Annotated in this window: 22 protein-coding genes; 9 read left to right on the top strand and 13 right to left on the bottom strand. The window is 68.3% G+C overall.

Translation table 11 applies throughout. The features are described from left to right. The first annotated feature begins 18 nt into the window (after positions 1 to 18). From VGD93_RS11145 to VGD93_RS11105, 9 genes are all read left to right on the top strand, one after another. Complete coding sequence (locus VGD93_RS11145; RefSeq protein ID WP_395012043.1) at positions 19 to 135, top strand: hypothetical protein; 117 nt, start codon at positions 19 to 21, stop codon at positions 133 to 135. A gap of 3 nt (positions 136 to 138) precedes the next feature. Further along, on the top strand, positions 139 to 1,791 hold the full coding sequence (locus VGD93_RS11140; protein ID WP_395012041.1) for a hydantoinase B/oxoprolinase family protein: 1,653 nt from the start codon (positions 139 to 141) through the stop codon (positions 1,789 to 1,791). Between the two features lie 416 nt (positions 1,792 to 2,207). Then, positions 2,208 to 2,684, top strand: a complete 477-nt coding sequence (locus VGD93_RS11135; RefSeq protein WP_395012039.1) for a DUF3830 family protein — start codon at positions 2,208 to 2,210, stop codon at positions 2,682 to 2,684. 55 nt (positions 2,685 to 2,739) lie between these two features. After that, entirely contained in the window at positions 2,740 to 3,774 is a 1,035-nt protein-coding gene (locus VGD93_RS11130) for an ABC transporter substrate-binding protein (protein WP_395012037.1), read from the top strand. A 325-nt stretch (positions 3,775 to 4,099) separates the two neighbouring features. Continuing rightward, positions 4,100 to 4,921: an ABC transporter permease gene (locus VGD93_RS11125; protein WP_395012035.1), complete on the top strand. Its 822-nt coding sequence runs from the start codon at positions 4,100 to 4,102 to the stop codon at positions 4,919 to 4,921. Then, a complete protein-coding gene (locus VGD93_RS11120; protein WP_395012033.1) occupies positions 4,914 to 5,717 on the top strand; it encodes an ABC transporter permease in 804 nt (267 codons plus the stop codon). The genes VGD93_RS11125 and VGD93_RS11120 overlap by 8 nt, the downstream gene beginning before the upstream one ends. A gap of 3 nt (positions 5,718 to 5,720) precedes the next feature. Beyond that, entirely contained in the window at positions 5,721 to 6,764 is a 1,044-nt protein-coding gene (locus VGD93_RS11115) for an ABC transporter ATP-binding protein (protein WP_395012031.1), read from the top strand. An 18-nt stretch (positions 6,765 to 6,782) separates the two neighbouring features. Beyond that, positions 6,783 to 8,213 (top strand): aminobutyraldehyde dehydrogenase, encoded by a 1,431-nt coding sequence (locus VGD93_RS11110; RefSeq protein WP_395012029.1) that lies wholly within the window; start codon positions 6,783 to 6,785, stop codon positions 8,211 to 8,213. Positions 8,214 to 8,254: 41 nt separating this feature from the next. Further along, entirely contained in the window at positions 8,255 to 9,175 is a 921-nt protein-coding gene (locus VGD93_RS11105) for a LysR family transcriptional regulator (RefSeq protein WP_395012028.1), read from the top strand. Here the strand turns inward: VGD93_RS11105 and VGD93_RS11100 are convergent. The 13 genes from VGD93_RS11100 to VGD93_RS11040 all read right to left on the bottom strand — a co-directional run. Then, positions 9,172 to 10,287, bottom strand: a complete 1,116-nt coding sequence (locus VGD93_RS11100) for a glycosyltransferase family 4 protein (RefSeq protein WP_395012026.1) — start codon at positions 10,285 to 10,287, stop codon at positions 9,172 to 9,174. The two genes, VGD93_RS11105 and VGD93_RS11100, sit on opposite strands and share 4 nt — an antisense overlap. A gap of 5 nt (positions 10,288 to 10,292) precedes the next feature. Then, entirely contained in the window at positions 10,293 to 11,435 is a 1,143-nt protein-coding gene (locus VGD93_RS11095) for a glycosyltransferase (protein ID WP_395012024.1), read from the bottom strand. After that, positions 11,432 to 12,628, bottom strand: coding sequence for a glycosyltransferase family 4 protein (locus tag VGD93_RS11090; protein WP_395012022.1), 1,197 nt, complete (start codon positions 12,626 to 12,628; stop codon positions 11,432 to 11,434). Before VGD93_RS11090 ends, VGD93_RS11095 begins: the two co-directional genes overlap by 4 nt. Further along, positions 12,625 to 13,566, bottom strand: coding sequence for a glycosyltransferase (locus VGD93_RS11085; RefSeq protein ID WP_395012020.1), 942 nt, complete (start codon positions 13,564 to 13,566; stop codon positions 12,625 to 12,627). The genes VGD93_RS11090 and VGD93_RS11085 overlap by 4 nt, the downstream gene beginning before the upstream one ends. Continuing rightward, positions 13,563 to 14,732, bottom strand: coding sequence for a hypothetical protein (locus VGD93_RS11080; protein ID WP_395012018.1), 1,170 nt, complete (start codon positions 14,730 to 14,732; stop codon positions 13,563 to 13,565). The genes VGD93_RS11085 and VGD93_RS11080 overlap by 4 nt, the downstream gene beginning before the upstream one ends. Continuing rightward, complete coding sequence (locus VGD93_RS11075) at positions 14,720 to 15,607, bottom strand: glycosyltransferase family 2 protein (RefSeq protein ID WP_395012016.1); 888 nt, start codon at positions 15,605 to 15,607, stop codon at positions 14,720 to 14,722. Before VGD93_RS11075 ends, VGD93_RS11080 begins: the two co-directional genes overlap by 13 nt. Before the next feature lie 100 nt (positions 15,608 to 15,707). Beyond that, positions 15,708 to 16,709 carry a Gfo/Idh/MocA family protein gene (locus VGD93_RS11070; protein WP_395012014.1) on the bottom strand — a complete coding sequence of 334 codons (1,002 nt, stop codon included), beginning with the start codon at positions 16,707 to 16,709 and terminating at the stop codon, positions 15,708 to 15,710. Then, complete coding sequence (locus VGD93_RS11065; protein ID WP_395012012.1) at positions 16,706 to 17,593, bottom strand: sugar phosphate isomerase/epimerase family protein; 888 nt, start codon at positions 17,591 to 17,593, stop codon at positions 16,706 to 16,708. Before VGD93_RS11065 ends, VGD93_RS11070 begins: the two co-directional genes overlap by 4 nt. Next, positions 17,593 to 18,426: a carbohydrate ABC transporter permease gene (locus tag VGD93_RS11060; RefSeq protein ID WP_395012010.1), complete on the bottom strand. Its 834-nt coding sequence runs from the start codon at positions 18,424 to 18,426 to the stop codon at positions 17,593 to 17,595. Before VGD93_RS11060 ends, VGD93_RS11065 begins: the two co-directional genes overlap by 1 nt. After that, positions 18,423 to 19,316, bottom strand: a complete 894-nt coding sequence (locus VGD93_RS11055) for a carbohydrate ABC transporter permease (RefSeq protein WP_395012008.1) — start codon at positions 19,314 to 19,316, stop codon at positions 18,423 to 18,425. The genes VGD93_RS11060 and VGD93_RS11055 overlap by 4 nt, the downstream gene beginning before the upstream one ends. Positions 19,317 to 19,384: 68 nt before the next feature. Continuing rightward, positions 19,385 to 20,602: an ABC transporter substrate-binding protein gene (locus VGD93_RS11050; protein WP_395012006.1), complete on the bottom strand. Its 1,218-nt coding sequence runs from the start codon at positions 20,600 to 20,602 to the stop codon at positions 19,385 to 19,387. Positions 20,603 to 20,651: 49 nt separating this feature from the next. After that, entirely contained in the window at positions 20,652 to 21,296 is a 645-nt protein-coding gene (locus tag VGD93_RS11045; protein WP_395012004.1) for a GntR family transcriptional regulator, read from the bottom strand. Positions 21,297 to 21,662: 366 nt separating this feature from the next. Continuing rightward, a partial coding sequence (locus tag VGD93_RS11040) for an MmgE/PrpD family protein (RefSeq protein WP_395012003.1) occupies positions 21,663 to 22,984 on the bottom strand: 1,322 nt, incomplete at its 5' end.

Genomic DNA, 22,984 nt, shown 5'->3' with positions numbered 1-22,984 from the left:
ACGCTGCTCGAGCCCGGCATGAGCTTCGCCGGCCCCGCCATCATCGAGGATCCGGGCACGACGGTGGTCATCCAGCCGGGTAACCGGGTCTCCATCGACGATTACGGCAACATCCACATCGCTATCCGGGACTGAACCATGACCACGCACGATCCCGTCACCTTCGACATCATCCAGAACGCCATCGAAGCGACCGCCGACGAAATGTTCGTCGCGCAGCGCAAGGCGTCGATGTCGGCCATCATCTACGAAGTGCTGGACCTGTCCTCGTCGGTCCTCGACCCGATCGGAGACATCGCCGCGTCCGGCGCCGGCATTCCGGCCTTCATCGGCGTGCTCGACAAGGCCGTCAAGGGCATCCTCAAGAAGTTCCCGCTCGACGGCGTCAGGCCCGGGGACGTCTATGCCACCAACGATCCCTATTACGGCGGCGTCTCGCACCTCAACGACATGGTGCTCGCCACTCCGGTCTTTGCCGATGGCAGAATCGTCGCCTGGGTTGCCAACATCGCGCACTGGAATGACGTCGGCGGCAACGTCCCCGGCTCGATGTCCTCGGAGGCCACCGAGATCTTCCAGGAAGGCGTGCGCATCCCGGCGGTCAAGCTGTTCGACGGCGGCGTCGCCAATCAGGCGGTGTTCGACATCCTGTACGTGAACACGCGCCTGCCCGACTTCCTCAAGGGCGACCTGTGGGCCGGCATCGCCGGCCTGAGGATCGGCGAGCGCCGGGTGCTTGAACTGGTCGACAAGTACGGCGTCGACACCTACCTCGCCGCCGTGGCCGACTACATGGACCTCGGCGAGCGGCGCGCCCGCGCCGCGCTGAAGCTGCTGCCGCCCGGCACCTACGACTACAGCGAGGAGCAGGACAACGGCGCCATCCACAACATCCGGCTGACCATTTCGCCCGACAAGTTCTCCGTCGACCTCACCGACAATCCGGCCCAGGCCGGCTCGAGCAACTCGTCGCGGGAGGGCACCGAGATCGCCCTGCAGCTGGCGTTCAAGTCGTTCACCGACCCGGAGGGGCCCGGCAATGGCGGGTGCTTCCGGCCGCTCGAGGTCATCACCCGGCCCGGCACCATCTTCCACGTGGTCGAGCCGGGGGCCCTCGGCTACTACTCGGAGGTGGAGATCCGCCTGTTCGACATGACCCTGCGGGCCCTGGCCCACCATTTCGGCAGTGTCGTGCCCGCCGGCAATTTCGCCTCCATCTGCGGTACGGTGATGGGCGGCAAGCACCCCGATACCGGCCGCCACTACACCATCGTCGAGCCGCAGGTCGGCGGCTGGGGCGCCTGGGAAGGCAGCGACGGGCCGTCGGGCCAGTTCTCGGGCTTTCACGGCGAGACCTTCAACTGCCCGGCCGAAATCGCGGAGGCCCGCTACGGCATGTTCGTCGACCAGGTGGCGCTCAATGCCGAGCCGGGCGGCGAGGGACAGTGGCGCGGCGGCAAGGGCATCGAGGTGCACTACCGCGTCCGCGGCGACAACAACTTCCTGTCGCTCGGCTATACCCGCTCGCGCATGCCGCCATGGGGCGTGTCGGGCGGTCGCGACGGCTCGCTCAACTATGTCGAGCTGGTGCGCACCAACGGCAGCCGGGAGCGCTACGCATTCGCCACCAACGTGGTGGTCAACGCCAACGACGTCATCCGCATCGTGACTGCCAATGGCGGCGGCTACGGCGATCCGAAGCTGCGCGATCCGCACCTGGTCGCGCGAGACGTCAAGAACGGCTACATCACCTCCGAGCGCGCCCGTGAGGTCTACGGCCACAGCGGCTGACGAGCCCATGGGGCCGCCCTGCCCGCTACCTTGCCGGCATGTGGGGCGGCCCCCCGGTAGAGCCCTGCCGCCGGGCGCCTGAAAGGCGATGCCGCAACGGCACGGCTGGTTGACCACGGGCCGGCCGTCCCTCATGGCAGCGCGCCCGTTGCGGTGAGCGGCTTCACCCCCTTGATGCCCCGAAGACGCCGCGCCCCCGCCGGGATGGCGGCACAGTTCCCCCCCGTTAGCAGGGACGGACACCGATCAGGCGAAACACCGGGGCCACGGGCCGTGCAGGCCGTCGATGACCGCCGCTCGGTGCGAGAAAGCGCCAATCAGATAAAATTTCATTATCGACCAAATTTCGAATCAGAATTGGACACCGCGCCCGCAAAGCCTTTTGATTAAAGGAATCCTATCAATCAGTGGCGACCATGTCTGACAAGAAGTTCTACCTCAAGTTCGTCGATGCCAACGTCCAGGGCATCATAACGCTTTATTGGGACAATGCCCCCAAGACCTGCGCGGCCCTGTGGAACGCTCTGGAAACCCCGATCCAGTGGAAGGCTACCCACGCCATGTTCTCGGGCCCCGAGATCATGATGGGCCTGCCCGAGACGCACCGCAATTTCGACCCCACCACACTGCCGCCGGAAAACCAGACCATCATCCCGGAAGTGGGCGAGTTGCTGTGGTACTACCAGCCCAAGAATTTCTTCAAGATCGACCCGACCGAGTTCTGGGAGATCGGCATGTTCTACGGCGTCGGCGGCCGCACCTTCGGGCCCACCGGTTGGATCCCCTGCACCTATTTCGGCAAGATGACGGAGAATCTCGAGGCCGTGGCGGAACAGTGCCGGCTGATCCGCATCGAGGGTGCCAAGACCGTGGAAATCGGACGCCTCGCTTAACAGGAAGGCCGGACCGAGGAGGCCGGCCTGCATTTCTTCAGGAAGGGAACGTCAAATGAGAACAAGTATTGCTACTGCCATTGTCGGGCTGTCGGCCCTGCTCGGCTCGACCGCTTTGGCGCAGGACAACACGCTGACCATCAATTCCTTCGGCGGCGCCTATGAGGAGGCGCACCGCGCCTGCGTCATCACCCCGTTCGAGAAGGCCACCGGCGCCACCGTCAACGTCGTCACGGCCTATTCCGCCGATGCCTTCGCGCAGCTTCGCGCCCAGAAGGATGCGCCGCAGTTCGACGTCATCCACTTCTCCGGCGGCCAGGAGATCGTCGGCGCCGCCGAGGGGCTGCTGGCTCCGATCGACGCGGCCGCGCTCGGCAATGCCGCCGACCTGTACGATTTCGCCAAGGCCAACCTGGCCAAGGGCGAGGGGCCGGCCTATTCGATCGCCGCCATCGGCCTCGTCTACAACACCGAGGCGCTGCCGACCGCGCCGAGCAAGTGGACCGACCTGCTCAACCCGGCCTATGCCGAGCACCTGGTGCTCACCGACATTTCCAACGGCTACGGCATGCTGGGCTTCCTCATGCTCAACCAGGTGCAGGGCGGTGATCTCACCAACATCCAGCCCGGCCTCGACGCCGTGAAGCAGCTGCTCAACGCCGGCGCCGTGGTCGTCGCCACCTCGCCGGAAATCCAGCAGGAATTCGCCCAGAACGACGCCTGGATCGCCCCCTACGCCTCGGACTACGCCTATACGCTGCGCAAGGCCGGCCTGCCCTCGGGCTTCGCCCAGGGTGCGGAAGGAACGCCCGCGAGCTTCATTACGGCGAACCTCGTTGCCGGCCGGCCCAACACCGAGCTGGCGCTGAAGTTCATCGACCTCGAGATCTCGCCGGAGGCCCAGGCCTGCTTCGCCGAAGCGCTGCGCTACACGCCGACCAACGCCAAGACCGAGCTGTCCGATGAGGTCGCAGCCGACGTCGCCTACGGCGAAGCCGCCGTTGCCGGCCTGCTGCGGTTCGATCCCACCGTGATCGAGGCCAATCGCGCCGCCTGGGTCGAGGCGTGGAACAAGACGATCGCCCGCTAAGCCCGACTCCCGGGGTTGCCGACCGCTGCTGCCCGGTCACGGGCGAGGCGTCGGCACCCCGGCAGCTCTATGGCGGGTGAGGCGGTCCTTTTCGACCACGGCCGGTCGGGGCCCTCCTCCCTCACTCGACCGGCTCGGCAGGCCTCCCCGCTCCCTCCCAGGGGAGGCCTGCACCCCGCCCCCGCGGCGCGGCGGCGGGCTGCAGGCACCCGGCGACGATCGCCCCGCCGGCGCCATACCAGACACCCTCAGCCTGTTGTAGACTTGGGGTTCCACCCGAAGGGCGTGGCCTCGTTCCGGAAGCATTTGAGAGACACTGCAATTGATGAATGACCGCACAGAAAACCTGCTGCTGGCCGTTCCGGGAATCCTGCTGCTGGCGCTCGCTTTCTTCCTGCCGATCGCGCAGATGCTCGCGTTAAGCGTTGCCGGCCCCGACGGCCCCACCCTGGCACAGTTCGAGCGGTTCCTGTCCGATCCGTATTACCTGGGCGTGCTGTGGCGCACCGTGCGCCTGTCGCTGCTCATCACGCTGATCTGCGCCGCCATCGGCTTCCCCCTGGCCTATATCATGACCAAGGTGGGGCCGCGGCTGCGCCTGTGGCTGGTGGTCATGGTCATCCTGCCGCTGATGACCAGCGTCGTGGTGCGCACCTTCGGCTGGATGGTGCTGCTGAGCCGCAGCGGCCTCATCCCCGAGCTCCTGCGGGACATGGGCCTGGTCGGCCGCAGCTTTGCCCTGATGCAGACCGAGGCCGCCATCGTCATCGGCATGGTGCAAGTCCTGCTGCCCTTCATGACGCTGTCCGTCCTCGGGGTACTGACCCGCATCGACACCCGCCTGGAGGAGGCCGCCCGCACCATGGGCTGCTCGTTCCTGCAGACCATCCGCACCGTGGTGCTGCCGCTCGCTTTGCCCGGCATCGTCGCCGGCTCGCTGCTGTGCTTCACCTTGTCGGCCAGTTCCTTCGTGACCCCGAACCTCTTGGGCGGCGCCCGCATCCAGGTGCTTGCCGCCTCCATCTACCGCTCGGTGACGGCGACGCCCGACTGGCCCTTTGCCGCGGCGCAGGCGGTCATCCTGTTCGCGGGAATCCTGCTCGTGCTCATTCCGTACATCCGGCTGACGGGGACCCGCCATGGTTAGGTCGGTTCCCACCTGGCTGCGCCTCGCCGCCATCGTCTTCGTGGTACTGACGGCGCTCATCCTGCTGGCGCCGCTCATCGTGGTGGTGGGCGTCTCGATCTCGGAAAGCCAGTTCATCGCCTTCCCGCCAAACGGGCTCAGCCTGCGCTGGTACCAGGCGGTGCTGTCGTCCGACGCCTATCTCGGCGCCGGCTGGATCAGCCTGCAGATCGCCGCCGTGGTGACGATCCTGGCCACGCTGGTCGGTGGCGCGGCGGCCATCGCCATCCACCGCCGGCAGCTGCCCTTTTCCGAGCTTCTCGCAACCGCCTTCCTGTCGCCGCTGGTGCTGCCCACGATCATCTACGCCATCGGCATGCTGATGTTCTGGAGCGCAGCCTTCGGGCCGGTGACACCGGTGGTGCTGGCCCTCAGCCACACCGTCATCGCCCTGCCCTACGTCGTGCGCACGACGCTGGCCGTGCTCGCCGAATCCGATCCCTTCCTCGAGGAGGCAGCCCGCACGATGGGCGCCAACCGCCTGCAGCGGCTGTGGTTCGTCGTCGTCCCGCAATGCCTGCCGGGGCTGGCGGCCGGGGCCTTCTTCGCCTTCAACATCTCCTTCGACGAGGCGGTGCTGTCGCTGTTCCTGCGCGGCCCGACGCTCACCACCCTGCCGGTCCAGATTTATGGCCAGCTGGAATTCTCTCCCGATCCCTCGGTCGCCGCCGTGTCCACCATCATGATCGGCCTCACCATCGCTCTCATCGCCATCATCGAGCGCATGCTGGGCCTCAACCGATTCGCGAGTGCCTGATCCATGGCCACAGTGCGCCTCCACTCCATCCGCAAGTCGTTCAACAAGACGGACGTGCTGCACGGCATTTCCCTCGACATCGCCTCGGGCGAGTTCGTTTCGCTGCTGGGCGCCTCGGGCTGCGGCAAGACCACGCTGCTGCGCATCGTGGCCGGCCTCGAAGGGGTGACGCAGGGCAATGTCGAGATCGACGGCCGCGACGTCACCGACCTGCCGCCGGAAAAGCGGGACGTCGCCATGATGTTCCAGTCCTACGCGCTGCTGCCGCACCTCAGCGTCGCCGAGAACGTCCGCTTCCCGCTGCGCATGCGCCGCATCGGCAACCGCGAGGAACAGGCCGAAAAGGTACGCACGGCGCTCGAGACGGTGCAACTGGGCCATCTGGCCGAGCGCAAGCCGCGCCAGCTTTCCGGGGGGCAGCAGCAGCGCGTGGCGCTGGCGCGTGCCATCGTCTCCAAGCCCAAGGTGCTGCTGCTCGACGAGCCGCTCAGCAACCTGGATGCGCGGCTGCGCGAGGACATGCAGGTGGAACTCATCGAGATCCACCAGCGCCTCGGCCTGACCACGCTGTTCGTCACGCACGACCAGGAGGAGGCGCTCAGCCTGTCCGACCGGATCGTGCTGCTCAATGCCGGTCGCATCGAGCAGGAGGGCACGCCGGCCGAGATCTACAACCGGCCCGCGACCGGCTTCGCCTCGAACTTCATCGGGTCGGCCAACCTGATCTCCGCCGAGATCGTTGCCGGCGATACCGGACCGGTCGCGCGCCTCGCCGACGGGCAGGTGCTGGTGCTGGCAGCGGACGAGACCGCCCGCGGGGCGGTGACGCTGGCGCTGCGCCAGGAGGACCTCGTCCTCTCCGCCGACGGCGGGGGGCCGCGGGCGAGGATCCGGACACGCGTCTTCCTGGGCGCGCGCAACCGCTACGTCATGACCCTTGCCGGACAGACGCTGCGGGCGCTTGCACCCAATGACCGCATCTTTGCCGATGGCGCCGAGGTGAGCCTCGCCATCGACCCGGCGCGCATCCGCGTCATCCACGAGTAACCCTTCGGATTGAGTGACATGACCTACGAAACCCGACTCTTCATCAATGGCGAGTACGAGGCCGGCCAGGGCGCGGCGCTTCCGAGCCACGAGCCGGCAACGGGCAGGCTGCTGGCCGAGGTGGCCTCGGCCGACGCGCCCCAGATCGACAGGGCCGTGCGCGCGGCACATGCCGCCTTCGCCGGATGGAGCCAGACCTCGCCCAAGCAGCGCAGCCTCGCCCTCTTGCGCATCGCCGACGCCATCGAGCAGCAGGCCGACAGCCTGGCCGACGTGGAGTCGGTCAATGCCGGCAAGCCCTGGCGCTTCGTCAAGGGCGCCGAACTGGCCAACGTGGCCGACGTCTTCCGCTTCTTCGGCACTGCTGCACGCAACGTGCCGGGCACGGCCGCCAACGGCTATCGCTCGAGCCGGCACACCAGCATGCTGCGCCGCGATCCGCTCGGCGTCATCGCCTCCATCGCGCCGTGGAACTATCCGCTGCTGATGGCCGCCTGGAAGATCGCGCCCGCGGTCGCGGCAGGCAACACCGTGGTCATGAAGCCCTCCGAAAATACGCCGCTCAGCATGTTGCTCCTCGCCTCGATCCTGGGCGAGTTCCTGCCCGAAGGGGTGGTCAACGTGGTCTGCGGCAACGGCCCCGATGTCGGCCAGGCGCTGATCACCCATCCGCTGGTGCGCATGATTTCCCTCACCGGCGACGTGCGAACCGGGCGGGCGGTGCTCAAGGCGGCAGCGGGCGAAAGCATCAAGCGCACCCACCTCGAATTGGGCGGCAAGGCACCCGTCATCGTGTGCGCCGATGCCGACATCGACGTGCTCGTGGAGACGCTGCGCGAGGCGAGCTTCTACAATGCCGGGCAGGATTGCACTGCTGCCTGCCGCGTCTTCGTCGACAAGGCGATCGCCGACAAGGTCACGGACAAGCTCGCCGGCATGATCGGCTCGCTGGTCTATGGAGCCCCCAGGCGCGAGGACGTCGAGTTCGGCCCCCTGATCACGGCGGCGCAGCGCGACCGCGTCGCCGGTTTCGTCGAGCGGGCGCAGGCAGGCGGGGCCGAGGTGGTCACCGGCGGCGGCGCCCCGGACGGGGACGGCTACTACTACCGGCCCACCCTGGTGGCGGCCCCGGTCGAGGCCGAGATCGTGCAGAAGGAAGTCTTCGGGCCGGTCGTGACGGTGACGCCGTTCGACGAGGTGGAAACCGCCCTCGGCTGGGCCAACGCGTCCGAATACGGGCTCGCCTCGTCGGTCTGGTCGGCCAATGCCAACAAGGCCATGGAAATCGCCAACCGGCTGGAATACGGCGTGACCTGGATCAACACGCACGGCGTGTTCGCGACCGAGATGCCGCATGGCGGCATGAAGAACTCGGGCTACGGATCGGACCTGTCGATGCAGTCGCTGCTCGACTACACCCAGGCAAGGCACATCATGCTGGCCTCGTAGAGGTCCTGCATTCGATGAACAAGTCTGATAGAGGAAGCGCCATGCGCATCCTCGACATGACGACGTTCGTCGCCCTGGCGCGGCACCGCCATTTCGGCCGGGCCGCGCAGGAACTGCACACAACCCAGCCTGCCATCTCCATTCGCCTCGCCGCCATGGAGCGGGAGTTCGGCTGCAAGCTGATGCACCGCACGGGGCGCGACTTCGCCCTGACCCCGGCCGGCGAGCGGGTGCTGGAGACGTTCCAGGCGATCCTTGCGTCCTATGACGGGCTCAAGCAGGAACTGGCGGACGACCCGTCGATGGCGTCCAAGGTGGTGCGCATCGGGGCCATCGACTCGGTGTCGTCAACCTGGATGACGCCGCTCGTCGAGAACCTGCACGCAACCTTTCCGACCCTCAAGATCGAACTCACCGTGGAAGGCACGAAAAGCCTGATCCAGGGCATGAACGAGGGCGCGTTCGATGTGATCTTTGCCGTCGATCCGGCCATCGGCAACAACTTCCGCAGCTTTACCGCATGCACCCTGCAGATGATCTGGGCGGGCTCTTCCAGGATCATCGATCCCAAGCGTACCTACAGCGTCGACGACCTGGCGCGCATGCCGATCATCACCTTTCCCAAGGACACGCCGCCGTACCGGATGATCGCGCCCTACTTCCAGGACGAGCAGGTGCTGGCAAGCAAGCTGACCAGCTCGAACTCGCTCTACTCGATCATCAACCTGCTCATCGACGGCTTCGGCGTCGGGGCCATTCCGACCGTCACCATCCAGCGCGAGCTCAAGATGGGGCTCCTGCATCCGATCCGGGTCAGCAAGCGCTTCCCGCCGATGCCCATCATCGGCAGCTACCAGGCAACCGCGCAGGTCGAACTCATCCGTCGCGTGGTCGAGCAGGCGCGCCTGAGCGCGGCCCAGTTCTGCGCCACGGTCGACCCGGCCATGGCCTGGGTGGATTAGCCTCGGGCGCCTGCGAGCAGGTCCTGGTACAGCCGGACATACTGCTCCGCCATGCGGCGGGCGGTGAATAGCGCACGGAACCGCGCTTCCGCTTTCCTGCCCATGGCCGCTGCCTCCTCGGGGTCCTGCCATAGCCGCCGCATTGCCCGGCGCAGCGCCTCCGGGTCGTCGGGAGCGACGACGACGCCGGTCTCGCCCGGCACGTTGACATAGGTGGTGCCTGTGCCGATCTCGCTCGAGATCATCGGCTTGCCATGCATGGCGCCTTCGAGCAGCGAGACGCCGAACGCCTCCGAGCGGATATTGGAGGGAAAGACGATGGCATGGCTCGCCTGCAGCAGCGCCACCTTCTCCTCGTCCGGCAGGAAGCCGAGGAAGTGGACATTGGTGAGGCCCGCTCGCGCCGCCTGCGCCCTGAGTTCCGCCTCGATCGGGCCGGCGCCGACGATGGCGACCGGATAGTCGGTGCCCCGCGCCGCTTCCAGGAGGATGTGCAGGCCCTTGTAGTAGCGCAGCACGCCCACGAACAGGAAGAAGCGCTGGCCCAGCCGCGACCGCCACCACGCCACCCGGTCCGCCGACGGCTGCGGGTAGAGGGCCCTGTCGAGCCCGATCGGGATGATGCTGGTCTTGTGCCGGTGGCGCTGCAGGATTTCGCTGCTGGCGAGGTAGTTCGGCGATGTGGCGACGATGCGGTCGACATCGCCGAGGAAGCGCTCTTCCAAGGGCCGGTACAGCCGCGCCAGATGCTTCTGGCGAATGATGTCGGAGTGATAGGTGACCAGTGTCGGGACCTTCGCGCGCGCGATGAAATGCACGAGGTCCATGAATGGCCAGGGGAAATGGTAGTGCACGATGTCGGCGCGCCGCGCCAGCCGGCTGAACGCGCCGACGACGCCGAGCGAGAATCCGGTCGAGGCCAGTTCGAAGTCGAGCTTCGCCCGGTGCGCGCGATAACCGTCCATGGTGATGGTTCCCGGGCGCCGCGCCAGCGACAGCGTTTCCACCTCGACCCCGAGCCGGGAGGTACCGCGCGCGATCTCGTCGATGACGCGCTCGATGCCCCCCACCGTATCGGGGAGGGTCGTCTTGTAGAAATGCAGCACGCGCATCTTCGCTACCCGGCCCGCAACCCGACCCGGGCCGCGCGGGCCTCGTTGATCGCGCCGGCGACGGCCAGCAGGAAAGCGTCGCGTGAGAAGCGGCGCGCCCGCGCCCCGCAGGCCGGCCGCATGGCCGCCGCCGCTTCCGGCGTCATCCGCGCCACGGCCGCCGCGATCGCATCAGCGGTGGGATCGGCTTCGAGCAGTACGCCGGTCTCGCCGTCGACGACGCTTTCGGCGAGCCCCCCTTCCCTGACGCCGATCACCGGCTTGCCGGCGGCCATGGCCTCGACGGCGGAGATGCCGAAATCCTCGTCCCGGGGAACATAAAGCACGGCAACGGCCCCGCCGACGAGTTCGGCGAGCCGCGCGTCGTCCACCCAGCCCAGGAAGCGGATGTTCGGGGCGCCCCCCGCCAACGCGCGCAGCCGTTCCAGTTCGGAGCCGCCCGAGGCGACCACCAGTTCTTGGTCGGGCATGCCGAGGAAAGCCCGCACGATCCGCTCCACCCGCTTGTTGGGCTCCAGCCTTGCGACCGAGAGATAGTAGCCCTGCTGGCCGAGGAAGCGGAAGCGCTCGAGATCGACCGGCGGATAGATCACGCGCGCGTCGACACCGGCATGGCGGCGCAACCGCTGCCGCACATGCTCGGAATTGGTCATGACCACGTCCATGGCCGCAACCGCCTCGAGCCAGGCGCGGCGATAGCGGGCGATGGCGAGGCGCAGGGCCGGACGGGCAAAAGCCGGTACGCGGCGCAGATAGCTTTCCTCCTCCTCGAAGGCGAAGCGCGGCGGAGTGTGGCAATAATAGAGCCGCGCCCCGCTCCCCTGGCCGTGTACGGCCAGGGGAGCGTAGAGGCCACTGTAGATCACGGTGTCGTGCGCTGCGGCGACGCCCGGCCGGCGGCCGAAGGCGAGCAGCGCCCGCGGCAGGCGCGGCAGCAGGCCGGCAGGGCCGTGCCCCAGGGTGCGCAGCTGCACGCCATCGAGATCGCCGGTGCCGCTGAAGTCCGGATACACACCGGAGACGGCGAGGCCGAAATCGGGCAGGCCGCGGGCGAGCGTGATGACCAGCCGCTCGGCGCCACCATTGACCTGCAGATAGTCGTGCACCACCCAGTTACGGGGCGCAGCGACGGCTTCGCGCTGGCTCATGGCACCCGGTACTCGCTGTAGCACAACCGCCGGCCGGCCTCCGCGATCCGCTCGGCCAGCGGGGGATCGCCGGCGAGGCGGTGGATCGCCGCGGCGAACTCGGCCGCCGTCTCCGCCGGCAGATAGTGCTCGCCCGGGCGTGCGGCGAGGCCGCGCACGCCGTGCCGGGTCGACACCACCGGGCGTCGATACGCGAAGCCTTCCAGCGTCTTGAACTTGGTGCCGCCGCCCGCACGGACGGGAACGAGGACGACGTGCGACGCGGCGTAGAGGCCCGGCAGGTCGGCGGCCTCGGCGATGAACTCGATCTCGGCGGTTCGGCGCAGGAGTCCCGCCAGCTCCGGAGCGGCATGGCTGCCGACCACGACCAGGCGCCACGGCCGCTCCAGCCGGGCCCGCAAGATCGGGACCAGGCGCTGGGCCAGGTCGCGTGCCGCCTCCTCGTTGGGAGGATAGTCGAGCGTGCCCACGAACAGCAGGCGCAGCTCGCCCGGGCGAGGCGGCGGCGCGACATCAGCGGGCATGCGCATCCGGTTGGGCCGGCAGGCAACGTCCGCGGAGGTTCGCCTCGACAGATGCCGGCAGTCCTCCGGCGCCGCGAGGTAGAGCGTTCGGCAGCGCCGCCCCAGCCCCTGCTCGACCAGCCGGTATTGTGCGGCCGAGGCGAGCATGCGGGCGGCGGCGCGATAGCGTCGCCCGCGCAGCAGCGACGCCGCCACGCTGAGGCGCGTGTGCGATTCCAGATCGTCGAGGTCGAGCTCCAACTCCACCGTCGGACAATATCGCGACAGGAAGACACCGAGATCGCGCAGATACAGGCGGAAGACGACGATCCGACGAACCGCCGGCCAGACGAGCCCCCTGCCCGCGGCCTCGGCGAAACCTTGGGCGGGAACCTGCCAATCGAGCACGAAGCGGCGCGAGATGAAGGCCGCCGGGGGAAACAGCAGGCCAAGCAGCCGGCGATACCTCGCCGTCACCCGGGTGACCTCGCCGAGCGCGCGGACGTCTGCGGCCGGATAGTGCGGCGGCGGCGCCGGCACGGTGGACGCCGGCGCCGCCACGAGGACGTGCACGGCGTGGTCGCGGGAGAGCTCGCACAGCCAGTCCCAGGCCCGCAGCGCCCGCCCCGAGCCGCCCGGCAGCGGCAGCACCGGCGTGATCAGCACGGCGATCGGTAGTACCGCGCTCACGGTAGCAGCCGGCGCACGGCACCGGGATCGAGCCCGATGGCGGAGAGCGTGGCATGCACCGGCGTCTCGGCGAAAGCCGTGAGCGTATCGCGCCAATAGCGCGCCCGGCTGGTCGCCACGTCGGCCGGCAGGAACCGGCGCGCCAGCCGGGCATAGGTCGTCTGCGCGTGGGCGACATAGTCCACCGTCAGGCGGCCGCCGTGGAAATGGCTGAAGTCGCGCCGGCGCGGGTCGACCCAGAGATGGTTCCACAGGTGCAGGCTGTAGGCTTTTTCGGGCAGCGCGACGTCGCGCAGGAACAGGCCGGCGATGCCGCGTGGCGAATGGTCGAGCGCGTAGAACGCGGCCTCCGGCTCGACATCGATCAGTTCCGGGTGCTGCCGGGCGAGCCGATAGGGCAACAGCGTCGAGTGGTTGCTCCAGCTGCCGTCGAAGGCGTCGGCCATGCCGTCGAGCCAGATGCGGCAGAACGCGGCGCCGGGTGCCGAGGCGATCCAGGCATTGCACAGCGATCCCGCGTCGGGCCGCGGCGATTTCTCCTCGCCGAGCACGAACTGGCGGGACAGCCAGCTCTGCGGAAACGGCCGCACGAACAGCGTGTCGATATCGGCGTAGATGCCGCCCTCCGCCAGCAGGATGCGCAAGCGGGCGAAATCGGCGAGATGCGCGTAGCGGAACGGCGCGACCGCCGGGTCCTCGTATCGATAGTCCTGCAGCGCCGCGTCGGGCTCGAGCGCCCGCAGCACGAGGCGCGGCTTGATCCGCTCCCACCACTCCCCGTGGGGCTCGTGCCGGAAATGGAAGTGCACGGCGTCGGGCCGGTTCACCTCCAGGCACGAGGCCAGGCACAGATAGTACATGAGATGAAACGGCTCGGTCTGCTCACGCAGGCCGAAGACGAAATGGAACACGTTGGGGATCGAGGGCCGGTCGCTCATGCCAGGGCCCTCAGCAGAGCCTCGGTGGTGGCCGCCGCCGAAAAGCGCTCGCGCATGCCTGCGGCCTGGCGGCGGGCCCGCTCCGCCACCGCGGCGCGGTCGTCGAAGGCCTGCCTCAGCTTGCGTGCCGCGTCGGCCACGGAGGGCTGCGCCCAGCGCTCGCTGGCGGGGTAGCTCGCCCACCAGACGGGCTCATCCACCGGCACCATCTCGTAGTCGACAAGGCCCGTGAGCGCGGGGTCGAGGAAATCCAGCTGCCCACCCCACGCCGTCGTCACCACCGGATTGCCGTGCCATGCCGCGTCGAACGTGCCGAGACCCCAGCCCTCGGCGCGGGCCAGCGAGACGTAGCAGTCGCCCAGTTCGTGCAGCGCCCGGATCTGCCCCTCGGTGAGCGTGTCGTCGCCGATGACCACCACCGGCGGCGTTGCGCCGGCCCGGCGCAGCAGGGCGGCGGCGGAGCGGGCGGTGGTAGGATGCCGGCGGCGGAACAGGTTGCGCCAGTGCCGGCTGAGCCGGGTGAAATCGTGGCCGCTGGTCTTCAGCACCATGAGCACCGGCTCGTCGGCGGCGAAGGCCGCCCGGTAGGCCTCGAGCGCGAGATAGGGTGCCTTGCGGTTGGACCAGAAGCCGACCGTATAGACGATGAACGGATCGGCGGCGAGCCGACGCTCGCCGATCCGCCGCCGCAGGGCGGCCCGGTCGGCGTCGTTGGCCGGCGCGCCGTGCTCGAACTGGGAAAGATGCGGCACCACGTGAATGGGAACGGTCACGCCGGAGCGGCGGAAAACCTCGACATTGAAGCTGCACGGCACGATCACGCCGTCGAGGCGGTTGAGAATCGCCGGCCAGTGCCCCGGCAGGTGGTCGAGCTCCCACACCGTGTAGCCGAAAACCCTGCGTCCGCCGTGTCGCTCGCGGTCGATCCAGTTCGGGAAGTACTCGGGCACGGTGTGGATGAGCACCGTGTCGTAGTCGATCGCCCGGTTTGCCAGCCGGCCCAGCTCGCCCGGCACCGACTGCCGCGGCTCGTAGCCCAGCGGCCCCGGCAGCATCGGCACCCAGCTCAACGCCACCCCCGCCTGCTCCAGCACGCGCAGGTAGGACTTGGCGGCGACGGCATAGCCCGTGTTGTCGGCCCAGGAGATGTATTTCAGTCCCTGCATGTCCACCGCGCCAGCGTGAACGAGCCCATGCCGCGACACAGCCCCCCGAGCCGCGCCGCGAAGGCGAGGCTGCGCCAGCCATCGAAGGCGAGTGCCTGCAGCGCCGCGGCCACGGCCGTGCGGGCACCCCAGTACAGGATATGCGGCTCCGGATTCTTGGCGATCAGCGCGCCATCGCCCAGCGCATAGGTGCGGAACCGGCGGACCGCCTGGCGGTCCCAGGGAGGAACCTTCGTCGGATGCCGCATCCGGATCGCCGGATTGTACAGGGCCTCGCCGGCGCGCACCTGCCGGAACAGCCGGTTCATCAGTTCGATCCCCTCCGCCGCCGGGTAGCGCCCTCCCGGCCCGAAGCGCTCGTCGAAGCCGCCGGCGGCGAGGAACGTCTCCCGGTCGACGAACAGCGTCGCCTCGGTGAGGCACCCGAACATCGTCCAGCGCGTGAACCGCACCGGCGCCGCCGCCCAGCGCAGGACATTGGGCCGGCCGTCCTCGTCGATGGTCTGCCCGGTGATCACCCGCACCCCCGGTTCTGCGGCCGAACGCGCCGCTTGCTGCAGGGCATCGGGCAGCAGCCGGCAATCGTCGTCGGGAAAGCCGAGCCAGCGCCCGCGGGCGAGGCGGGCGCCGTGATTGCGCGCCCGGCTCGCGGCGCGGAAGGCCACGCGCGCATGGAGGATGTCGAGCCGGTCCGCATATCCCTGCACCACGGCATCGAGGCGATCGTCGCCATTCTGGTCGACCACGATCACCTCGAACGGCGGCGCCTCGCGCTGCTCATCGAGGCTCGCAAGGCACGCTGCCAGCGTCCGCGCCTCGCCGAGCGTGGCAATGACGAGGGACACCAGCGGGTCGGGGATGCCGGGCGCTTTCACTGCAGCTTCTGCTCCATTCCGATGCCGAGGGGGGCGGCCTCAGGCCGCCGCCCTGATAGCATCAAACGGCAGGAGGCGCACCCGTCTCGGGCGACGCCGGCTAGGCCTGGTTGGCGAGCGCCTGCTCGAGCAGCGCCATGGCGCGGGCACCGTCCGCGGCCGTTGGCACGCTCACGGGCTCGCCGCGCACCGCCGCCAGGAAGTCGGCGAGCAAGGCGAAATAGCCCTTGTGGTCCTCGTTGGCCGCAGCGGTGAGGTTGGGCTCCCACACCAGCGTGTCCTCGCCGTCGTGCAGGCTGGCCGCGGCATCGCCGAACTTGAACGGCGGGTTGCGATAGTAGCGCACCTCGTGGACGTTGCGGACCTCGACGCGGCGGTGGTCCGCCATCACCTGCCACCATTCCATCGGCGTGCCGCGCGACTGGTGCGTGCCGACGACGAGCGTACCGATGCCTCCCGAGGCGAAGCGAAAATCGACATGCAGCAGGAGCTTGCCGGGCGCCAGTTCGTGGCGGCGCGACGCGACGCTCGCCACCTCGCCCATCAGGTGCGGCACGAGATCGAAATAGTGCACGCAGTGGTGCAGATAGAAGCCGGTATAGTCCGGATCGCCGGAAAAATAGGTAGGCGCCGTCATGTACTGGCCGAGGAACGAGGCCGGCCGGCCGAACTCGCCGGCATGGATGAGGTTGGCGGCGATGCGGTTGGCGGTCGAATAGCGCTTCATGAACCCGACCACCACCGGCACGCCGGCTGCCGCTGCGGCGGCAGCCAGTTGCCGCGCCTCGGCCGCGCTGGGGGCCGGCGGCTTTTCGATGAACACCGGCAGGCGCCGGGCAACGGCAGCCATCCCGATCTCGAAATGCGCCGCCGGGCCGGCCGCGATGGCGACCGCGTCGAGATCGGTGCGCGCCAGCAATTGCCGCCAGTCGGGGGTCGTGTCGGCGGGCGCGACGCCGAAACGCGCCGCGGTCGCGGCCAGTTTGCCGGCGTCGACGTCGCACAGGGCGGCGATGCGCGCCTCGAAGCGGGTGAGCTGGGGCAGCAGCATCTCGTTGGCATGCGTGCCGCAGCCGATCCAGCCGATGCGCAGCGTGCTCATGGCGCCGTCCTCGCCGCGAAGCGCAGGGCACCGCGCAGGATGCCGACGCTCGCCGCCAGTTCCTCGTCCTCATTCCTGTGCGGGGCACGCCACTGGGCCAGCGGCGTGCCGGGCGGGCTGGCATCGCGGAGGAACGGCTCGAGCGTGATCGGGCCCGTGTAGTCGATGGCGGCCAGGGCCCGGCACACCGCTGGCCAGTCGATATGGCCCGAGCCGATGAAGCCGCGATGGTTCTCGTTCGCCTGGAAGTGGAAAAGGCGGGATCCGGCACACCTGATGGCGTCGGGGATGGAGGGATCCTCCATGTTCATGTGGAAGGTGTCGAGCATCACCCCCACGCTCGGCGATGCCACCGCCTCGGCCAGCGCCAGCGCGTGCTCGGTGGTGTTGGCGATGTCGGTCTCGAAACGGTTGAGCGGCTCGATGCAGAACCTGACGCCCAGTTCGCCGGCGCGAGCGGCGGCCCTCCTGAGGCCCGCGACGACCCTGTCGATCCTGCGCGCCCGCTCGGCTTCCGTCACCGGGGCGGGGGCGCGGCCGGCAAACACCAGCGGCGCCCCGTAGAGCGGACCGCCGACGAGGCCGGCGCCCAGCGCGTGGGCGCTCTCGGCGCAGAATTCGAGGTAGCGGATGCCGGCCGCATGGGCGTCGTCGTCCGCGCTGGCGAGGTCGCGGGACAGGTTGACGCGCGCGGCCAGCACCACTCCCAGCCCGTGGTCGGCGAGCGCCGCCCGGGTCTCGGCGAGGTCGAGCTCTCCGGGTTCGGGGACAAGCAGTTCGACGAAGTCGCAGCCCGCCGCCTTCATCCGTGCCAGGATGGGCAGGTGCTCGCTCCCGAACGGCCGCGCGTAGAACATGGAGATGATGCCGATTGGATTGGTCACTATTTCACCGCCCCGGCCGTGAGTCCGCCCACCAGCCGCTTCTGCACTATGAGGAAAAGGATGGTGACGGGGATGGCGACGAGCGTGCCGCCCGCCGTCAGCAGCCCCCATTGCACCGTGAATTCGCCGATGAACAGCTGCAGGGCCACGGTGACCGTGCGCACGTTCTGGCCCGAGAGCATCATGGCGAAGAGGTATTCGTTCCAGGACGTCACGAAGATGTAGATCGCTGTGGTGACGATGCCGGGCATCACCAGCGGCACGAGGATCAGCCTTATGGTCTGCAGCAGCGTCGCACCGTCGAGCGTCGAGGCCTCGTCCAGTTCGCGCGGGATGGCGTTCATGTAGCTGGTCAGCATCCAGATCGCGAAGGGGATGGCAAAGGTCGAGTGCCCGGCGATCACCCCGATGAAGGTGTCGAGCAGTCCCAGCGCGCGCATCAGCACGAACAGCGGGATGATGAGCAGCACGATGGGGAACATGTTGATGACGAGGAAGCTGGTCATCAGCAGCCTGCGGCCGCGGAAGCGGAAGCGGGAAAAGGCGTAGGCGGCCGGCACGCTGACCCCGAGCCCGACGGCCACCGCCCCGAGCGCCACCACCAGGCTGTTGAGCAGGTTGGTGGCGAAGGTGGTGCGGTTGAGCAGCGTGCCATAGTGCTCGAGGGTCACGGTGCTGGGCAGGTATTGCAGCGGGCGCGTCGAGATGTCGGCGTCGGGTTTGATCGAGGTCAGCACCATCCAGGCGTAGGGCGCCAGCGCGAAGGCGATGATGAGGATGAGAGGCAGTTCGATTTCGAGCACCCGGCGCAGCCGCGAGCGGCGGTCGATCATTTGTCGAGATCTCCGGCAGCACGGCGCACATAGGCGAACACCACGAAGAGCAGCAGCGCGGTAAGGATGAGCGCCAGCGCCGCACCGTAACCGAACTCCATGCTCGAATAGGCCTTGAGGAAGGCATAAAGCGGCAGGGTGTGCGTGGCGTATCCCGGCCCGCCGCCGGTCATGACCAGGATGACGTCCAGTGAGTTGGCGACCCAGATGGTGCGCAACAGCAGGGCCGTGGCGATGACGTCCATGATGCAGGGCAGCGTCACGGTGCGCAGCCGCTGGAACGGCGTCGCCCCGTCGATCTCGGCGGCCTCCAGCAGTTCGGCCGGAACGGTCTGCAGCCCGGCGAGGATGACCACCGCGAAGAACGGGAAGCCCTGCCAGACCAGCGCCAGGATGACGGCGGGCAGCGTCGTGTCGCTTCGCGCCAGCCAGGCGATCGGCTCGCCGATCAGCCCGATGCGCAGCAGCACGTCGTTGATGACCCCGAGGTTGAAGTCGTACATCCACGTCCACATCAGCCCGATGATGACGCTGGGCAGCGCCCAGGGCACGACCACCAGCGCCCGCGCGACGCCGCGCCACCAGAAGCTCTGGTTGAGCAGCAGCGCCGTCGCCAGCCCGAGGGCGAACTGCAGCGCCACCACGGCCCCGATCCAGATCGCCGAATTCCACAGCGACAGCCAGAACACCGGATCGCCGAAGGCGCGCACGAAATTGCCCGCCCCGACGAAGGGAATACTGCGGGGGCGGAACAGGACGTAGTCGAACAGGCTCATCCACGCCGTCTGCACGACGGGAAACAGGATGACGGCAGCGGTGACGAGCAGCGCCGGCGCGAGGAACGCATAGGGCGTCAGGATGAGGCGCTTGCGCGCGGCAATCGGCTTCACGTCGGGCGGCCCTGCAAGGGTGAGAAGAGAGGGGGGCGGGCATTGCGGCCCGCCCCGGTCAAGGGGTGTCAGCCGTGGAAATGCGCCTCGATGGCCTGCATCATGGCGTCCGGCGTGATCTGGCCGAGCAGCGCCTGCTGCATGTTGGTCGGCCACACGGTGCGCACGAAATCGGCCGTGAGCGGGGAATCCGGGGGCACAGCCGCCATGGGCAGGGAGGCCGCGCTGGCCTCGACGAAGCGCGCCTGGTGCAGCGTCCACTCGGCGGCGCCCGAGGTCACCACCGGCAGTTGCCCCGTCAGGCGGTTGAAGGCGACGTTGTTCTTGCCGGTCGACAGGAACGAGATCCACCGGAAGGCGGCTTCCTTGTTGGCCGAGGAGGAGAACACGGCGTTGGATTCGTCGCCGAACAGCGTCCAGCCCTTGCCGTCCGGTCCCCGCGGCACCGGCACCGCCGACACCTTGTCGCCCAGCGCTTCCACCATTTCGTTGGACGAGCCGACATGGTGGATGGCCATGGCGGTGCGCCCGGACTTGAAGTTGTCGACGATCTGGCGGAAGCCGTCGGTGGGCGCCGACGGCGGGATCACCTTGTGCTCGGTGCCCAGCCCCACATACCAGCGGTTGGCGGCCAGCGCCGCGTCCGACACCATGCCGCCCTTCTCGAAGCTGGCGCCGCCGCCGAGGACGAAGGGGCCCCAGTTGTCGTGGCCGCCGGGGCCGCCGCGCATGCCGAAGCCGTAGACGTCGCCCTGGGTCAGCGCCTTGGCCGCGGCGAGGAACTCCTCGAAATTGGTAGGCGGGGCGACGCCGGCCGCCTCGAACAGGTCGGGCCGGTAGTAGAGGTAGAGCACGACGTACTGGAGCGGCAGGTAGTATTGCTTGCCGTCGGCCGACTTGTTGACGTTCCAGATGTCGTCCGAGATGTCCGTGCGCCCGTCCCAGCCGGCGACCATGGCATCGATCGGCTCGAGCGCCCCCATCTCGATCAGCTGCGCCTGGTTGTTGAGCTTGACCATGGCGCAGTCGGGGGCGCCGCCGGCGACGATGGCGGCGAACAGGCGGGTGTAGTAGTCGCCCCCGCCGCCCCACGGAATGCTCTCCGCCTCGATCTTGATATCCGGGTTGGCCGCCTCGAAGGCGGCGATCAATTCGTCCGGCGTGTTCTCCGGCTTGTCGAAGTGATACCACCAGCGCACGGTCGTCTGCTGTGCGACGGCGGGCCTCGCCAGCGACGTGGCCAGCGCCGTGGCGCCCGCCAGCTTGATGAATGTTCTGCGTTCCATGCTTTTCCTCCCGGTTTGGTTTGCGTTGCCCACGGGGTGCCCGGCGCCATCACGATGCGGCGCGTGCGGTCCCCTCCTCGTCGTCGACCTCGACGATCGTGTCGATATGCTCGCCGAGCGCGGTCGCCAGCCCCGGGCCGTCCCGCGCGGCAAGCCGTTCGTAGAGCGCATCGTGCCGCGCCGCGGTCTCCGCCAGCGGCCGGCGATGGCGCGGCTCCCACAGCTTCTGCCGATGCGAATGCAGGATGCAGCGCACCAGGATCTGCTCGAGCGCCCGCAGCCCCGACAGCCTGAAGATTTCGAGGTGGAAGGCGGTATCGAGCGTGATCAGCGCATATTCGTCGCCCGCCTCCGCGGCCGCATCCATCCGGGTGCGCAGTGCCGCGAGGCGCTCGAGCGCCGCCTGGTCGACGTTGCGGGCGGCGCGCAGGGCGCCGCGCACCTCGATGCGGCGGCGCAGGGCGAGAATCTCCTCGGCCTCCTCCGGGTCGAGCGGGGTGACGCTGGTGCCGCGATGCCCGCCGCGCTGTACCAGCCCGTCCTCCTGCAGCCGCATCAGGGCCTCGCGCACCGGCCCCTGGCTGCAGCCGAGTTCCGCCGCGAGACCGAGTTCGGTCAGCACCACGCCGGGCCCCAGCTGGTTCAGCACGATCCGGCGCTTGACGTCGGCATAAATGGCATCCCGTGGACGCAACGAAGCGGCTCCGCCTTTATCAATATCAATATCAATAATGGTGCGTGTGGTCGTTGGCAAGCCCCCGGCAGCCCGCTGACGTCACACTTGGAGATCGAAAGAAGCGCCTTTCACGGCGCGGCCCGCGACGCTTGCGAAGCCGGTAGCGAGCCTGACCCGGCATGTGCTCCGCTCCTAAGAGATATCGGTTCGGTTCGCCCGTCATCGCTTCGCCGAACCGCGCCGTCGACGCCTCGCCCCCTGCCAACCGCTGGTGGGCGAAGCGATTACGGGAAAGGGGTAGCGTCGCTCCGTTCACCACTCACCCCGAAGCCGCGATGCTGCGGCCGCCCTTGACCGAAACGAGGCGCCACGCGCCTTGTCGGCTCAGTCCAGGGCAAACCCGCCCAGCAACTCGCCGAGGTCCTCGATGCCGTCCAAATCCCACAGGCGCGCGAGATTGGCGTCTGCCCTCGCACGAGGAAAACGGTCGCCGACGAGTCCTTGATACTTCTGCGAGACCTCGTCGTCGCTGAGCCGATTGCGCACGTGCCCCTTGGGATGATCGATCCTGTGGATATGCTCGCTGCCATCCTGAAGGCGCACGCACACCCGGACCGACAGATCTTCAGGATACGTCTTCGTGAACTGGGGATCCGCCCGCACGTCGACCCGCTGCACAAGTGCCAGCTTTTCGGGATTGCGGTACTGATCGGAATCGAAAGTCCCGCGCGAAACCTGCCCGTCCACCAACGCCGAAACGACAATATAGGGAAGGCTGTGATCGGCGGTCTCGCGCGTCTGGGGATCCCACTTGGCGGCAGTATCCGCCGACAGAATTCGCCCGGTATCGGAGATATCGATCACGATCGCGTCGATGCTGCGCGGATCGACCCTGTCGCGGAGCGCCAGCGCCGCCTCGATACCCGCTTGCGTATTATACTGCACCGGCCACACCTTGATATAGGTCTGGTTGATGCGGTATCCGCTGGATTTCGACCCGAATCCCTCGAAATGCAGGGGTCCGGAGACCTGGCGCTCGAACCCCTTGGCGCCCACGAAAGCTTCGACGGGTCCGGTTACCCCCGCCTGCGCCAGCATCGCGGCGAGTACGCCGTTGCGCGATGCGTTCGAAGGGGCCAGGGCCTTCCACATTGGCACCTCGCCGACACGCGTCTGGCGCAGCGCGGTGTTGGCAACCACGGCGAGCGCCAGGGTCTCGCGCATTTGCTCGGCGGTCTGGTTCAGCATTTTCGCGGCCCCCAGGGCCGAAGCGATTGCGCCGAATACGACGTGATCCCACCCCCGCTCGCGGACATTGGCAATGTCGGCTAGGCGGCACATCACCTCATAGGTCAACACCGTGCCCAGGATGACGTCCGCGCCCGTTCGTCCGCTGTATTCGGCCGTGGCGAGAACCGCGGCGATCGTATCGCTGGGATGCAGCGACTCGCGCGACAGGTAGGTATCCATGAAGTCCTGCGAGTGGATCATGGTGCCGTTGGCAAAGGCCGCATAGTCCGGCGTCGTCCTGTGGGTGCTGCCAAGAATCGTGGCACCGGGTCGGCTCGTGCAGCGCAGCCCGATCTCCCGCGCAATGCGGCTGGGCTGTTCGTCGTAGCCTGCAAAGGCGATCGCGATCGAGTCGATGACACGCCGCTTGGCTTCCCGGATGGCCGCCTCCGTCAGGTCGGCATAGGTAAGGTTCG

Source organism: Devosia sp., from assembly GCF_036406155.1.
GTDB lineage: Bacteria > Pseudomonadota > Alphaproteobacteria > Rhizobiales > Devosiaceae > Devosia_A.
This window is presented reverse-complemented; position numbering and strand designations above follow the sequence as displayed.

What these genes read in the sequence shown, in the direction of transcription:
- VGD93_RS11145 (WP_395012043.1), top strand. Translation starts at nt 19, where the DNA reads ATGAGCTTCGCCGGCCCCGCCATCATCGAGGATCCGGGCACGACGGTG.
- VGD93_RS11140 (WP_395012041.1), top strand. Translation starts at nt 139, where the DNA reads ATGACCACGCACGATCCCGTCACCTTCGACATCATCCAGAACGCCATC.
- VGD93_RS11135 (WP_395012039.1), top strand. Translation starts at nt 2,208, where the DNA reads ATGTCTGACAAGAAGTTCTACCTCAAGTTCGTCGATGCCAACGTCCAG.
- VGD93_RS11130 (WP_395012037.1), top strand. Translation starts at nt 2,740, where the DNA reads ATGAGAACAAGTATTGCTACTGCCATTGTCGGGCTGTCGGCCCTGCTC.
- VGD93_RS11125 (WP_395012035.1), top strand. Translation starts at nt 4,100, where the DNA reads ATGAATGACCGCACAGAAAACCTGCTGCTGGCCGTTCCGGGAATCCTG.
- VGD93_RS11120 (WP_395012033.1), top strand. Translation starts at nt 4,914, where the DNA reads ATGGTTAGGTCGGTTCCCACCTGGCTGCGCCTCGCCGCCATCGTCTTC.
- VGD93_RS11115 (WP_395012031.1), top strand. Translation starts at nt 5,721, where the DNA reads ATGGCCACAGTGCGCCTCCACTCCATCCGCAAGTCGTTCAACAAGACG.
- VGD93_RS11110 (WP_395012029.1), top strand. Translation starts at nt 6,783, where the DNA reads ATGACCTACGAAACCCGACTCTTCATCAATGGCGAGTACGAGGCCGGC.
- VGD93_RS11105 (WP_395012028.1), top strand. Translation starts at nt 8,255, where the DNA reads ATGCGCATCCTCGACATGACGACGTTCGTCGCCCTGGCGCGGCACCGC.
- VGD93_RS11100 (WP_395012026.1), bottom strand. Translation starts at nt 10,287, where the DNA reads ATGCGCGTGCTGCATTTCTACAAGACGACCCTCCCCGATACGGTGGGG.
- VGD93_RS11095 (WP_395012024.1), bottom strand. Translation starts at nt 11,435, where the DNA reads ATGAGCCAGCGCGAAGCCGTCGCTGCGCCCCGTAACTGGGTGGTGCAC.
- VGD93_RS11085 (WP_395012020.1), bottom strand. Translation starts at nt 13,566, where the DNA reads ATGAGCGACCGGCCCTCGATCCCCAACGTGTTCCATTTCGTCTTCGGC.
- VGD93_RS11080 (WP_395012018.1), bottom strand. Translation starts at nt 14,732, where the DNA reads ATGCAGGGACTGAAATACATCTCCTGGGCCGACAACACGGGCTATGCC.
- VGD93_RS11070 (WP_395012014.1), bottom strand. Translation starts at nt 16,709, where the DNA reads ATGAGCACGCTGCGCATCGGCTGGATCGGCTGCGGCACGCATGCCAAC.
- VGD93_RS11060 (WP_395012010.1), bottom strand. Translation starts at nt 18,426, where the DNA reads ATGATCGACCGCCGCTCGCGGCTGCGCCGGGTGCTCGAAATCGAACTG.
- VGD93_RS11050 (WP_395012006.1), bottom strand. Translation starts at nt 20,602, where the DNA reads ATGGAACGCAGAACATTCATCAAGCTGGCGGGCGCCACGGCGCTGGCC.